This window comes from Pseudomonas sp. FP2254 (genome assembly GCF_030687695.1).
Lineage (GTDB): Bacteria > Pseudomonadota > Gammaproteobacteria > Pseudomonadales > Pseudomonadaceae > Aquipseudomonas > Aquipseudomonas quebecensis.
On sequence record NZ_CP117444.1, the window covers coordinates 3873321 to 3886454 of the forward strand.

Sequence of the window (13134 nt, forward strand, 5' to 3'; positions counted from 1 at the left end):
GTCAGCGGCGGGTGATCGGCTCAACCACTTGCAATGCCAGGTTGCCCTTGTGGGAACCGAGCTTGACCTTGAACGACGGCACGCCATTGGCGCGCATGATCATTTGTTCCGGCAACTCCACCGGGATGATGTCCCCAGGCTGCATATGCAGGATGTCGCGCAGACGCAGCTGGCGGCGCGCCACGGTGGCGCTGAGCGGCACGTCGACGTCCAGCAGGTCTTCGCGCAGGGCCTTGACCCAGCGCTCATCCTGGTCGTCCAGGTCGGACTGGAAGCCGGCGTCGAGCATCTCGCGCACCGGCTCGATCATCGAGTACGGCATGGTCACGTGCAGGTCGCCGCCACCGCCGTCGAGTTCGATATGGAAGGTGGAGACCACGATGGCTTCGCTGGGCCCGACGATGTTGGCCATGGCCGGGTTCACTTCCGAGTTGATGTACTCGAAATTGACTTCCATGATTGCTTGCCAGGCTTCCTTCAAGTCGATGAAGGCCTGCTCCAGCACCATGCGCACCACCCGCAGCTCGGTGGGGGTGAATTCACGGCCTTCGATCTTGGCGTGACGGCCGTCGCCGCCGAAGAAGTTGTCCACCAGCTTGAACACCAGTTTGGCGTCGAGGATGAACAGCGCGGTGCCGCGCAGGGGCTTGATCTTGACCAGGTTGAGGCTGGTGGGCACGTACAGCGAATGCACGTACTCGCCGAACTTCATCACCTGCACGCCACCCACCGCCACGTCCGCCGAACGGCGCAGCATGTTGAACATGCTGATGCGCGTATAGCGGGCGAAACGTTCGTTGATCATTTCCAGGGTCGGCATGCGTCCACGGACGATGCGATCCTGACTGGTCAAGTCATAACTTTTGACGCTGCCGGGCTCGGCAGCCATTTCGGTCTGTACCAGACCATCGTCGACGCCATGCAACAGCGCATCGATTTCATCCTGGGACAGCAGGTCCTGCACGGCCATGTCGTGATCCTACTGCAATACGAAGTTAGTGAAGAGCGCCTGTTCGACCACTACTTTGCCGAGCTCTTTCTGGGCCACTTCCTGCACGCTGGCGGTGACCTTCTGGCGCAGCATTTCCTGGCCGACCGGGGTGGCCAGGGTGTCGAAGCTCTGGCTGGAGAACAGCATCACCAGGTTATTGCGGATCACCGGCATGTGCACCTTGAGGGCATCCAGGTCCGATTGGTTGCGCGCCAGCAAGGTGATGCTCACCTGCAGGTAACGCTGACGGCCGTTCTGATTGAAGTTGGCGACAAACGCCGGAAGCATCGGCTCGAAGATTGCCGGTTGCTTGACGTTGGTAGCGGTTTCGGCGGCGGGAGCCGGTTTGCTGGCACTGCTGTGCATGATGTACCAGGTGCCGCCCACCGACGCGCCAATGGCCAGGAGCAGGCCCACGACTATCAACAGAATAAGCTTGAGCTTACCTTTGCCCGCGGGTGGTTTTGCTGCTGCGTCTTCGCTCTTCGCCATGCCAATAATCCGTCACTATTCGGGGATTCATAGATCTACGGGAAGGCAAGAGCAAGTGTTATGCCAGAGTTGTCTGGCTGAACACAGACAAAGGAACACCACAAATCAAGTGTGGGAGGGGGCTTGCCCCCCAATAGCGGTGTATCAGCCAACCGATGTATGAACTGACACATCCTCATCGGGGGCAAGCCCCCTCCCACATTGTGATCTGGTTTCGTCAGTGGGTAATTAAGTTGGAATGCGATTCGAGTGGGAGGGGGCTTGCCCCCGATGAGCATGGGTATCTACACAGACCTTAAAGGCTGACACATAACTCTGTAGTGAGCGGGCTTGCCCCGCGCCGGGCTGCGAAGCGGCCCCAAACCCAGGCACCTCGGAGTGTCAGCTGAAACCACATCGCCTGGAATAGGGCCGCTTCGCAGCCCAGCGCGGGGCAAGCCCGCTCACCACATCAAAGCCAGCTCACCACAGCAAGCCCCCTCCCCCATTTTGTCCTATGCCATACCTACATCAGGCGTAGTAATCGACGGCGCTGGAGCCGATCACCGTTGAAGTCACGGGCGCCACTGCTTCGGCCACATCAATGTGGCTGCCGTTGTCACCGCTGTCGCCGCCCCGCCCGCTGCGGCTAACGCCCCCCGTCTGCGCCTGTTGTTGCTGCTGTTCCTGACCACGGGATTGGTCGGACACGTTCACATCCACCTGCCCCATGCCTTGCTGGGCGAACATTTCACGCAGGCGGCCGGACTGGCTTTCCAACGCTTCACGCACCACCGGGTGGGCACTCATGAAGTTGACCTGGGCCTGCTGGTCGGCGGTCATGTTGACCTTGATATCCAGGCGCCCGAGTTCGGCCGGCTGCAACTGGATTTCCGCCGACTTGAGGTTGGCGCTCGACAGGTACATCACGCGGTTGACGATCTCATCGGTCCAGCCGCTCTGGTGCATGGCCAGCGGCGCATTCGCGACGGGCGGCAAAGCGTTGGCGGTTTTCGGCGTGGCGGCCTGGGTCAGGGCGGCCAGGCGGTTGGCGAAGTCATCGACACGCGTGTCGCTGCCGGCGCTCTTGAGGTCCTTGAGGCCGTCGTCGATCAAACCGCCAAAGGCCTTGTCGCCCCCTTGGTCGGTGCTGTCCTTGGTAGCCTGCTGGTCGACCAGGGTGGCCAGGCCGGCAGCGAAATTCTGCGCGGCGGTCGGTTGGTCCAGGGTCGGCGTCGACGCATTTTTGGCTGGCGCCTGGCTGCTGGCCGACACATGACCGCCCTGCTCCATGGCCAGGCGCACGGCCGGCATTGCATCCAGCGGGTCGGCCGCAGGGTCGAACGCGGGATTGGCCTCTTCGCTCGCGGCCACCGGCACCGGCGGCGCGGCAACCAACGGCTGGGCGTGATCATCCGGCGTGTCGGCGACTGGTGTCGGGGCTTCCACCGGCACCGGCACGGCGACCGGGGTGACGGCCGCGATCAGCGCCGGGTCGACCACCGGGTCGGCCGGGAGCTGCTGCACCAGGGCCGGATCAACCGGGGCATCATCGTCCGAACCGACGCTGTCGTCCGCCTTGGCCGCAGGCGGGCCGGCAGGCAAAGGATTGCCGCTATCGGCAACCGCCGGTGCCTTGGCGGCAGGCTTGTCACTCCCGGCAGCCGGCTTGGCGCTGCCATCGACGGGCTTGTCGCGGCTGGGTCTGGTGGAGTTGTCGTCGCCTTTGGACGCAGGCTTTGAACCCTGGCTGGCGAACACTTGAGCGAAGCCAGGGCCCTTGTCCCGTGGCTCCGCAGCCACCGCCGGTAGATTGGCGGAGGGCGCTTGAGGCTTGGCCGCGGGGGCAGCCTGAAGAAGCGAATTCGGGGCGACTGGCATGGTAAAGGTCTCCACTGCATGGGGATCGGGGATGCAGTATGAGGAGATAGAGCAAGAGTCGGGCCAGGTTTGGTTTCGGCTGGGCGAGGGTTGGTTGCCACCGTCACATCTGGAAGCGCTGACGCTCCGACTCGTACAGCGGCTTGACCAACGCAAACTCAAGATCGATCTGATCCACCAGTGCCTCCAGATCGCCGGCCGCCTCGGCGGATTCGGCCTCCAAGCGCTGACACAAGTGCGCCAAGCGCACCGCTCCGAGGTTGCCGCTGCTGCCTTTGAAACTATGGGCAATACGCCCCAGCGCCTTCGCGTCGCCCCGAGACTGGCGCAATGCTTCGATGCGTTTTTGCGAATCGTCAAGAAAAGTATCGAGCAACTTGGGGTACTCGCTTTCCATGACTTCCTGCAAACCCGACAACACTACCGGGTCCAGATGAACATCAACCACTTGCTCGCTCCTTGATCAAGAATCGGCGGATTATGCCAGAGCCTCCCACGAAAACTCCACGCACACACACCGCCCGCCGTCGGACCAACGCACGTCATGACTGAGCCGACGTACCAGGCTCAAGCCGCGACCGGACAGACGGTCGATATCCAAGGGCTGCGCCAACACCTTGTCCACATCAAATCCCGGCCCGCTGTCCTCGATGCGCAGGGTCATCGTGCCGCCGGCGTCGGTAGGCACCACTTGTACCTGCACTCGCACGTAACCGCTGTTCAACTCGGCCAATCGTTCGTTGCGCCGGCGATAGTACTCGGCAAACCCCTGGGCATCGCGTTTGAGCCGTGAGTCCAGGCCCAGCACGCCATGTTCCAGCGCGTTGGAGTACAACTCGGCCATCACGCTGTAGAGTGCGCCGCTCTGCGCGCGCAGGCCATGGATCTCCAGCAGCAATTGCAACAGGTAGGGCAGCGGGTTGTAGCGCTTGAGGGTCTCGGCGCGGAACTCGAAATTCACCGACCAGTCCAGCGGGCACGACTGGCCGCTGTCGGCATACAGCGGCCCACTCGCACGCAACGCCGGGCCGGACTGCAAGGTGATCTCCACCATGCTCACGTCATCGCGCGCCTCCCCGCGAAATGCCGCCAGGGCCTGCTCGACATCTTCGAACAAGCGATCAGGCTCGCGGTTGGCAGCGAACACCTGCTGCAAGCGCTCGACCCCGAACAACTGGTTATTCGCGTCGGCGGTCTCCAGCACGCCGTCGGACAACAGAAACACACGATCCCCCAACGCCATGGGCCAGACTTCAGTGCAGTCATTGAACAGCTCGGCCGACAGCACACCCAACGGCAAGTGCCGCGATGCCAGCGATGTGCGTTTGCCTGTGGCGACCTGATGCACATAGCCCTCGGGCATGCCGCCGTTCCATACCTCCACCACATGGCGATCGGTGCTCAGGCACAACAAAGTGGCGCAACAGAACATGTCCACCGGCAGGATGCGTTTGAGCTTGGCGTTCATCTCGCGCAGGATCTGCGCCAGGCCATAGCCCTTGGCGGTCATGCCGTAGAACACGTCCGCCAGGGGCATGGCCCCCACCGCCGCCGGCAAGCCGTGGCCGGTGAAATCCCCCAGCAGCACATGCATATCGCCCGACGGCGTGTAGGCCGCCAATAACAGATCGCCATTGAACAGCGCGTAAGGCGACTGCAGGTAGCGGATATTCGGCGCGGCGTTGATACAGCCGGAGTGGGCGACCTTGTCGAACACCGCCTTGGCCACCCGCTGCTCGTGCAACAGGTGGTCATTGTGCTTGGCGATCAGGTCGCGCTGCTGCAGCACCGTGGCCTGCAACCGACGCAGGCGGTCCATGGCGTTGATTTTTGCGCCCAGGATCAGCGGGTTGTAGGGCTTGGGCAGGAAGTCATCGCCACCCGCGTCCAGACACTCGGCCAGGTCGGCGCTGTCGCTCAGGGAGGTGAGGAAGATGATCGGCACCAGGGCTTCCCCCGACAGCTGCTTGATCCAGCGCGCAGCGGCGAAGCCATCCATCACCGGCATCAGTGCATCCATCAGCACCAGTTGCGGGCGCTCACGGGTAAACACTTCGACGGCTTCGCGACCATCGGCAGCGGTGAGCACCTGATGGCCCTGGCGTCGCACAATGGTCGACAGCAACAGCAGGTCGGCCGGGCTGTCGTCGGCGATCAGGATCGTGAGCGCCTCATGGGCGGGGGCCAGAGCGCTCAATTGATGTCAAACAGCCGATCGAAGTTGGCGATAGCGAGGATCTTGCGCACGTCAGGGTTGCTGTTGATCACAGTAACCTGCGATTCGTCGCCACCGGCGTGGTCGCGCAGCAGCAGGAGCATCCCCAGCGCCGAGCTGTCCATGTAAGTGGTTTCCTTGAGGTCCACGATATAGGCCTGCGGGACCTTGTAGAAACGCTCGTAGGAATCACGAAACTTCTGATGCTGGCCGAAATCGAACCGGCCTTTGATCACGATCGTCAACTTCTTCCCGTCCGGGGATACTTCTGACTCGACTGCCATGCGACTGCTTCCTTGTCGTGGGACTACACACAAGGTTTAGCAGGTGAACGGGATGTGAGCAACAGCGCACCCTGATTTAGAACTGCTCCGGACGCGGCAGACGCTGCGACAGTTCATCGAGCAGTTTCTGTTCGCGCTTGTCTTCGATCGCGCGTGCTTCGTCAATGTAACGCTGCACCAGCTTGCGCAGGCCTTCGACGCGGGCGAATGCCTGTTGCCAGCTCTCGCGGGCTTTTTCCAGGTTGTTCTGATGCCAGGCCAGGCTCTGGCGCTGCTGGCCGACTGCTGTTTCCAATTGGTTGAGAAAACCCTGATAACCCATCAGCCACTGGCCCGACACGCCTTTGGTGCCACGCTCGATCCATTGCTGCTGGTACTCGCCGCGAAAACGTTCGAGGTCGCCCAACTTGCTTTCCGCCAGGCGCACTTGGCCCTGGAAATACCCCAGGCGCTGCACGGCGGTTTTTTCGGCCTTCTCGGCCATTTCCACCACCGGGGCCAGGCGTGACGCGCGGCTGCTGGCCATGGCTTAGCCGCCTGGCGCCGGGGCGAAGATCGACTGCAGGTGCGCTTCGCTTTCGCCCATGCTGATCTTGTCGTTCAGGCCCTGGCGCAGGTAGGTCACCAACTGCGGCTGCAGGGCGATGGCCAGGTCGGTGTCGCGATCGCCGCCGGCCACGTAGGCACCGACACTGATCAGATCGCGGCTCTGTTGATAGCGCGACCACAACTGTTTGAACTGCTGCGCGCGAACCATGTGCTCGGGCGTGACCACCGCCGGCATCACCCGGCTGATGGACGCTTCGATGTCGATGGCCGGGTAATGCCCCTCCTCCGCCAGGCGCCGGGACAGCACAATGTGCCCATCGAGCACGCCACGCGCCGAGTCGGCAATCGGGTCCTGCTGGTCGTCACCTTCGGACAGCACGGTATAGAACGCAGTGATCGATCCTCCGCCGGCCTCGGCATTACCGGCCCGCTCCACCAACTTGGGCAGCTTGGCGAATACCGACGGCGGATAGCCCTTGGTCGCGGGCGGCTCGCCGATGGCCAGGGCGATTTCCCGCTGGGCCTGGGCGAAACGCGTGAGTGAGTCCATCAGCAACAGCACGTTCTTGCCCTTGTCGCGAAAATATTCGGCGATGCGCGTGCAATACATGGCGGCGCGCAGGCGCATCAGCGGCGCATCGTCGGCGGGCGACGCGACCACTACCGAGCGCTTGAGGCCCTCTTCACCCAGGCTGTGTTCAATGAACTCCTTCACTTCGCGACCACGTTCGCCGATCAGCCCGACCACGATAATGTCGGCCTCGGTAAAGCGCGTCATCATGCCCAGCAGCACCGACTTACCCACGCCGGTACCGGCGAACAGGCCCAGACGCTGGCCGCGGCCGACCGTCAATAAACCGTTGATGCTGCGAATCCCCACGTCCAGCGGCACGCTGATGGGGTTGCGGTTGAGGGGATTGATGGTGGGGCCGTCCATCGGCACCCAGTCTTCGGCCTTCATCCCGCCCTTGCCGTCCAGGGCGCGGCCGGCGCCGTCGAGCACGCGACCGAGCATGCCCATGCCCATCGGCAGGCGACCGGTATCGGCCAGCGGCACCACGCGGGCGCCGGGGGCGATGCCCGCCAGGCTGCCCACGGGCATCAGGAAAATCTTGCTGCCGGAAAAGCCCATCACCTCGGCCTCGACCTGTACCGGATGATAGCTGTCGTCATTGATGACCATGCAACGGCTGCCCATGGCGGCGCGCAAGCCCTCGGCTTCGAGGGTCAGGCCGACCATGCGCAGCAGGCGACCTTCAAGGATCGGCTGGCCGGGCAACTCGGTGGCTTCGGTGTAAGCGCTCAAGCGCTTGGCGAAGCTGGTGCGATCAAGGCGCATCTGGGGTGTCCAGGTCGATGCTCAGGTCAGGTTCGGCAGGATTCAGGACCTGTTCGTGCTGCTGATCGAGCAACTTGGCCATGATCTGGCTGATACGGGTTTCCACCGTGGCATCGATACGGCTGTGCTCGGTCTCGACGCGGCAACCGCCGGGCTGCAGCGCAGCGTCCTCGACGATGCGCCAGGTTTCCTCATGGCGCTCGCGCAGGGCTTTGACCTGTTCGAAATCCTGCGGGTTGATGTACAACCGCACATTGCCGACGCCCAGGGGCAGCAGCTTGAGGGCCTCGCGCATCACGCTTTCGATCTGGCTGGAGTCCAGCGCCAGCTCACGCTGGATCACCTGGCGAGCGATGTGTTCCACCAGGCGCACCATGGCCTTTTCGAGCTGTGTGTCCTGCTCGGCGATCGGGTCGAACAGGCTGCCCATCAAGCGTTCCAGGCTGGCCAGCTTGACCGCGAGCGCCGCGTCGGCCTCCTGGCGCACCTTGAGGGTGGTGCTGCGAAAACCGTCTTTTTCACCGGCGGCAAAGCCCTCGTTGTAGGCTTCCTGGCGGATGCTTTCCAACTCTTCCAGGGTCAGTGGCTGGACTTCTTCCAGCGGCACTTCTTCCATTTCCACCGGAAGTTCTTCCACCGGTTCCGGCTCGGGCTCAGGCACGTGCGGATCGAAGCTGGGCAACGACCAGATGTCGAACCCGCCGACATCCCGCGCGCGAATCAGATCGCTGGGAGCCTCATCTTTGTTCGACATGGACAACGCCTTAGATCATTTCTTCGCCGCCCTTCCCACCGAGAACGATTTCTCCGGCTTCGGCCATACGGCGGGCAATGGTGAGGATTTCTTTTTGCGCGGTTTCCACGTCGCTGACGCGCACCGGCCCCTTGGCTTCCAGGTCGTCGCGCAACAGTTCGGAGGCACGCTTGGACATGTTCTTGAAGATCTTTTCCTTGACCCCGTCGTCGGAACCCTTGAGTGCCAACACCAGCACGTCGGAGGACACTTCGCGCAGCAACGCCTGGATGCCACGGTCGTCGACATCGGAGAGGTTGTTGAACACGAACATAAGGTCTTCGATCTGGCCGGACAGGGTGTCGTCGATCTCGCGGATCGAGTCCATCAACTGGCCTTCGACCGAGCTGTCGAGGAAGTTCATGATATCCGCCGCGCGCTTGATGCCACCCAGGGTGGTGCGCGAAGCATTGGAATTGCCCGAGAACTGCTTCTCCAGGATGGTGTTCAATTCTTTCAACGCCGCCGGCTGCACGGTATTAAGCGAAGACACCCGCAGGATGATGTCCAGGCGCACTTTATGGTCGAAGTGGCCCAGCACCTCACCGGCCTGGTCGGGGTCGAGGTAAGCCACCACGATGGCCTGGATCTGCGGGTGCTCATAGCGGATCACATCGGCCACGGCGCGCGGCTCCATCCACTTGAGGCTGTCCAGGCCGCTGGTGTTGCCGCCCAGCAGGATGCGATCGATCAGGCCGTTGGCCTTGTCTTCGCCCAGGGCCGAGGTGAGCATTTTGCGAATGTAGCTGTCGGAGCCGACGCCCAGGCTGGTCTGGTCGCCGACGATCTCGACGAACTCGCTCATCACCTGTTCGACTTGCTCGCGGTGCACATTGCGCATTTGCGCCATGGCCACGCCCACCCGTTGAACCTCTTTGGGGCCCATGTGCCGCAGCACTTGGGCGGCGTCGGTTTCCCCCAGCGACAGCAGCAGGACTGCGGCTTTGTCGACCCGGGAGAGCTTGGCAACAGCGGCTCGATCACTCATCTGCGTTAATCCACTCTTTCACGACCTGGGCCACACGGCCCGGGTCTTCTGCTACCAGACTCTTGATTGCGTTCAACTGAGCGTCATAGCCTTCGCTCGGGCTCGGCAACAGGATGCTTTGCGGGCCGCCGAGGCTGACGCGGTCGTTGGCCAGCTCGCCGTCCAGGCCGCCCATGCCACCCAATTCGACATCGCTGCCGCCGGCCAGGGCCAGTTGTTTCTTGCCGTTGCCGGTGATGTTGTTCAGCACCGGACGCAGTACGCCGAACACCAGCACCAGGATGAACAACACGCCCAGCACTTGCTTGACGATGTCCCAGAACCAGGGCTGCGAGTAGAACGCAGGCTCGGCAATCACTTCGCCACGCTCGGCGGAGAATGGCATGTTGATCACGCTGACGCTGTCGCCACGGCTGGCGTCGAAACCGACGGCGTCCTGCACCAGACGGGTGAAGCGCGCCAATTCGTCGGCGCTCCACGGGGCACGGGTGACCGCACCGTCGGCCGCATTGACCTTGACTTGGTCATCGACCACCACCGACACCGACAGGCGATTGACACGGCCCTGTTGCTGCTTGGTGTGGCTGATGGAACGGTCCAGCTCAAAGTTTTTGGTGGACTGGTTACGCTTGTCCGCCGGGTACGGCGCGAGCATCGGCTGGCCGGTCGCCGGGTCCATGATCTGTTGGCCGTTGGCGTCCAGCAGCGGTTGGCCAGGCTGGATCGCGCCGGCAGTGGCGGCGGCGCCACCGGTGGTCTGCGGAGCCGAAGCCGGCGAAGGCGGTTGGTTGCTCAGGGCGCCCGGTACGCCTTGCGGGCCATTGCTGGCGGTGCGTTGTTCGCTGGTGGACTGCTCGCTGCGCAGGGCCGGCTGGTCCGGGTTGAACTGCTCGGAGGTCGACTCGACGGCGCTGAAGTCCACGTCGGCGGAAACTTCGGCTTTATAACGGTCGTTGCCCAACACCGGTTGCAGAATGTTATGCACGCGCTGGGTCAGCATGCTTTCCACGCGGCGGCTGTAGTCGAACTGCTTGCCGGCCTGGGTCAGCGCCGAGTTCTCGGCCTGGTCGGACAGCAGGTTGCCCTTCTGGTCCACCACGGTGATCTGCGATTTGCTCAGTTCGGGAACACTGGTGGCCACCAGATTGATGATCGCCATGACCTGGCCCGGCTCCAGGGAGCGGCCGGAAAACAGCTCCACCAGCACCGACGCGCTGGGCTTGCGCTCATCGCGCACAAACACCGAGCTTTTCGGAATGGCCAGGTGCACACGGGCACCCTTGACGTTATTCAGGCTGGAGATGGTGCGTGCCAGTTCGCCTTCCAGGCCACGACGATAACGTGTGGCTTCCATAAACTGGCTGGTACCCAGGCCCTGGTCCTTGTCGAGGATCTCGAAACCGATGTTGCTGTCGGACGGCGTGACACCCGCAGCGGCCAGCTTCATGCGCGCACGGGCGACGTCGTCGGCCTTGACCAGCAGCGCGCCGGAGTTGGGCTCTACGGTGTAGGCGATGTCGGCCGCGGCCAGGGTTTCCATGATCTGCTTGGAATCCATGCCCGCCAGGCTGCCGTACAGCGGCCGGTAATCGGGCTGCTGCGACCACAACACCACAGCGAAACCAATCGCCACGCTGGCGGCCAGACCGACCAACAGGCCGACCTGACGCAACATGGTCATTTCCGAGAGGTTTTCCAGGAACGACAGGCCAAACAGCGGCGGCTTGCCGTCTGTCTTGGCGGGTACGTTGTCCACGACTGCTTCTGCCATGACTTAAATCTCGCCCTTAAACCGGCATCTGCATGATGTCTTGATAGGCCTGCACCAGCTTATTACGCACCTGGGTCAGAGCCTGGAACGAAACGCTGGCCTTTTGCGACGCGATCATCACGTCGGTGAGGTCCACGCCGCTCTTGCCGATTTCGAACGCGCTGGCCAACTGGTTAGAGGCTTGCTGGGTGTCGCTGACTTTGTTGATGGCCTGGCCGAGCATGTCGGCAAAGCTGCTTTGGCCCAGTTGCGGCGCTGGCGCGACGGATTTCGGTTGAGCCATGGCATCCATCTGCATGGAGCGCATATCCAACATCAACCGATTGAACTCAATACCCTGGCTCATGACCTTCTCTCTCCGACCCGCAAAAATTTGACACTACGCAGCAGTTACTAGGGGAGGTAGCAACAAGGGTGCCAGATCCGTGGCGACTCGTAAGAAAAGGCGACAAACCCTGTACGCCTTAGGAAATTTCACGTGGCGAAAAGATACGCTTCCACATCCATGCCAGCGTCGCGCATCTGCGCCAGCTTGTAGCGCAGCGTGCGCGGGCTGATGCCCAGGCGCTCGGCGGCCTCTTTGCGGCGGCCGCGCTCGGCGCGCAGGGTATCGATGATCATCTGGAATTCGCGGCGACGCAGGTCATCGCCCAAAGCGCTGACGGTTTCCACCTCGGCGACCAACGGTGCGGGGGCCAGTGTCGGCAGCGGCGCCGCGCCACTGCCCATGGCCAGGCAGAAATCCTGGGGCTGGATCAAGCCGCCCTGCTGCAGGATCAGGGCGCGCTGGATGGCGTTGTCCAGCTCTCGCACATTGCCCGGCCAGGGGTAAGCGATCAGGCACGCCTGCGCCTCGGCCGACAGCCGCGCCTGGGCGTGCTTCATTTTTTTGACGTGGTTATGCAGCAGGCGCTCGGCCAGCGGCACGATGTCCGCCGGGCGCTCGCGCAATGGGCGCCAGGCCAGGGGAAATACCGACAGGCGGTAGAACAAATCTTCACGGAAACGCCCCGCCGCGACTTCGCCGGCCAGGTCGCGGTTGGTGGTGGCAATCACGCGGATATCCAGCTGGATCGGCTTGCGCGCACCGACGCGCTCCACTTCGCGCTCCTGCAGCACCCGCAACAACTTGGCCTGCAGGCCCAGGGGCATTTCTGAAATTTCATCGAGCAAAAGCGTGCCGCCGTCGGCCTGTTCGAACTTGCCCGCTTGCGCGGCGATGGCGCCGGTGAACGAACCTTTTTCGTGACCGAACAGCGTGGCTTCCAGCATGTTATCGGGGATCGCCGCGCAGTTGATGGCGATAAACGGCTGACTGGCGCGGGTCGATTGCTGATGGATGTAACGCGCCAGCACTTCTTTACCGGTGCCCGACTCGCCGGATATCAACACCGTGGAATCACTGCGCGCCACGCGGGCCGCCAACTCCAGCAACTGGGCACTGGCCGGCTCGATGGCGATCGGCCCCTCGCCTTCGCTCGCTGCGATCACGCCCAGGGCGTGACGCGCCACCAGCTCGATCAATGCCTTGGGCTCGAACGGCTTGACCAGATAATCCGCCGCGCCCTGGCGCATGGCATCCACCGCGCGCTCGACGGCGCCATGGGCAGTCATCAACAGCACCGGCAGTTGCGGCTGACGGGCGCGCAACAGGGCCAGTAACTGGTGACCGTCCATGCCGGGCATGTTGACGTCGCTGACCACCAGGCTGAACGCCTCCCGGGCCACTGCCTCCAAGGCCTCTTCGGCCGAACCGACCGCCCGGTAGTCATGGCCCGCCAGCAGCAGCGTGTCAGCCAATGCTTCACGCAGGGCGCGGTCGTCTTCGACCAATAGAACCTTGATAGCCATC

The 13134-nt window shown here is 62.9% G+C and carries 13 protein-coding genes; all 13 read right to left on the bottom strand.

Going from position 1 to position 13134, the window contains the following annotated elements:
* Position 1: 1 nt before the first annotated feature.
* The 13 genes from fliM to PSH94_RS17785 all read right to left on the bottom strand — a co-directional run bounded on the left by fliM (position 2) and on the right by PSH94_RS17785 (position 13133).
* The gene (gene fliM / locus PSH94_RS17725) at positions 2-970 is read right to left on the bottom strand and encodes a flagellar motor switch protein FliM (RefSeq protein ID WP_181075833.1); all 969 of its coding nucleotides are present in this window, start codon (positions 968-970) and stop codon (positions 2-4) included.
* A 9-nt stretch (positions 971-979) separates the two neighbouring features.
* Positions 980-1483, bottom strand: a complete 504-nt coding sequence (fliL, locus tag PSH94_RS17730) for a flagellar basal body-associated protein FliL (protein WP_181075835.1) — start codon at positions 1481-1483, stop codon at positions 980-982.
* A gap of 510 nt (positions 1484-1993) precedes the next feature.
* A complete protein-coding gene (locus PSH94_RS17735) occupies positions 1994-3343 on the bottom strand; it encodes a flagellar hook-length control protein FliK (protein ID WP_305435497.1) in 1350 nt (449 codons plus the stop codon).
* 103 nt (positions 3344-3446) lie between these two features.
* Positions 3447-3791 carry an Hpt domain-containing protein gene (locus PSH94_RS17740; protein ID WP_181075839.1) on the bottom strand — a complete coding sequence of 115 codons (345 nt, stop codon included), beginning with the start codon at positions 3789-3791 and terminating at the stop codon, positions 3447-3449.
* A 30-nt stretch (positions 3792-3821) separates the two neighbouring features.
* Positions 3822-5540 (bottom strand): fused response regulator/phosphatase, encoded by a 1719-nt coding sequence (locus PSH94_RS17745; RefSeq protein WP_253508753.1) that lies wholly within the window; start codon positions 5538-5540, stop codon positions 3822-3824.
* Positions 5537-5842, bottom strand: a complete 306-nt coding sequence (locus PSH94_RS17750; RefSeq protein WP_181075843.1) for an STAS domain-containing protein — start codon at positions 5840-5842, stop codon at positions 5537-5539. The genes PSH94_RS17745 and PSH94_RS17750 overlap by 4 nt, the downstream gene beginning before the upstream one ends.
* A gap of 76 nt (positions 5843-5918) precedes the next feature.
* Positions 5919-6368, bottom strand: coding sequence for a flagellar export protein FliJ (fliJ, locus tag PSH94_RS17755; RefSeq protein ID WP_181075845.1), 450 nt, complete (start codon positions 6366-6368; stop codon positions 5919-5921).
* 3 nt (positions 6369-6371) lie between these two features.
* Positions 6372-7730: a flagellar protein export ATPase FliI gene (gene fliI, locus PSH94_RS17760; RefSeq protein ID WP_181075847.1), complete on the bottom strand. Its 1359-nt coding sequence runs from the start codon at positions 7728-7730 to the stop codon at positions 6372-6374.
* The gene (gene fliH / locus PSH94_RS17765; RefSeq protein ID WP_181075849.1) at positions 7720-8484 is read right to left on the bottom strand and encodes a flagellar assembly protein FliH; all 765 of its coding nucleotides are present in this window, start codon (positions 8482-8484) and stop codon (positions 7720-7722) included. Before fliH ends, fliI begins: the two co-directional genes overlap by 11 nt.
* Positions 8485-8494: 10 nt before the next feature.
* Positions 8495-9511 carry a flagellar motor switch protein FliG gene (gene fliG, locus PSH94_RS17770; RefSeq protein WP_181075851.1) on the bottom strand — a complete coding sequence of 339 codons (1017 nt, stop codon included), beginning with the start codon at positions 9509-9511 and terminating at the stop codon, positions 8495-8497.
* Positions 9504-11282 (bottom strand): flagellar basal-body MS-ring/collar protein FliF, encoded by a 1779-nt coding sequence (gene fliF / locus PSH94_RS17775; RefSeq protein ID WP_181075853.1) that lies wholly within the window; start codon positions 11280-11282, stop codon positions 9504-9506. Before fliF ends, fliG begins: the two co-directional genes overlap by 8 nt.
* Positions 11283-11298: 16 nt before the next feature.
* The gene (fliE, locus tag PSH94_RS17780) at positions 11299-11628 is read right to left on the bottom strand and encodes a flagellar hook-basal body complex protein FliE (protein ID WP_181075854.1); all 330 of its coding nucleotides are present in this window, start codon (positions 11626-11628) and stop codon (positions 11299-11301) included.
* A 128-nt stretch (positions 11629-11756) separates the two neighbouring features.
* The gene (locus tag PSH94_RS17785) at positions 11757-13133 is read right to left on the bottom strand and encodes a sigma-54 dependent transcriptional regulator (protein WP_266246284.1); all 1377 of its coding nucleotides are present in this window, start codon (positions 13131-13133) and stop codon (positions 11757-11759) included.
* Position 13134: the final 1 nt, after the last annotated feature.

Coding starts and splice junctions, on each gene's coding strand:
- fliM (WP_181075833.1), bottom strand. CDS start 970: ATGGCCGTGCAGGACCTGCTGTCCCAGGATGAAATCGATGCGCTGTTG.
- fliL (WP_181075835.1), bottom strand. CDS start 1,483: ATGGCGAAGAGCGAAGACGCAGCAGCAAAACCACCCGCGGGCAAAGGT.
- PSH94_RS17735 (WP_305435497.1), bottom strand. CDS start 3,343: ATGCCAGTCGCCCCGAATTCGCTTCTTCAGGCTGCCCCCGCGGCCAAG.
- PSH94_RS17750 (WP_181075843.1), bottom strand. CDS start 5,842: ATGGCAGTCGAGTCAGAAGTATCCCCGGACGGGAAGAAGTTGACGATC.
- fliJ (WP_181075845.1), bottom strand. CDS start 6,368: ATGGCCAGCAGCCGCGCGTCACGCCTGGCCCCGGTGGTGGAAATGGCC.
- fliI (WP_181075847.1), bottom strand. CDS start 7,730: ATGCGCCTTGATCGCACCAGCTTCGCCAAGCGCTTGAGCGCTTACACC.
- fliH (WP_181075849.1), bottom strand. CDS start 8,484: ATGTCGAACAAAGATGAGGCTCCCAGCGATCTGATTCGCGCGCGGGAT.
- fliG (WP_181075851.1), bottom strand. CDS start 9,511: ATGAGTGATCGAGCCGCTGTTGCCAAGCTCTCCCGGGTCGACAAAGCC.
- fliF (WP_181075853.1), bottom strand. CDS start 11,282: ATGGCAGAAGCAGTCGTGGACAACGTACCCGCCAAGACAGACGGCAAG.
- fliE (WP_181075854.1), bottom strand. CDS start 11,628: ATGAGCCAGGGTATTGAGTTCAATCGGTTGATGTTGGATATGCGCTCC.
- PSH94_RS17785 (WP_266246284.1), bottom strand. CDS start 13,133: ATGGCTATCAAGGTTCTATTGGTCGAAGACGACCGCGCCCTGCGTGAA.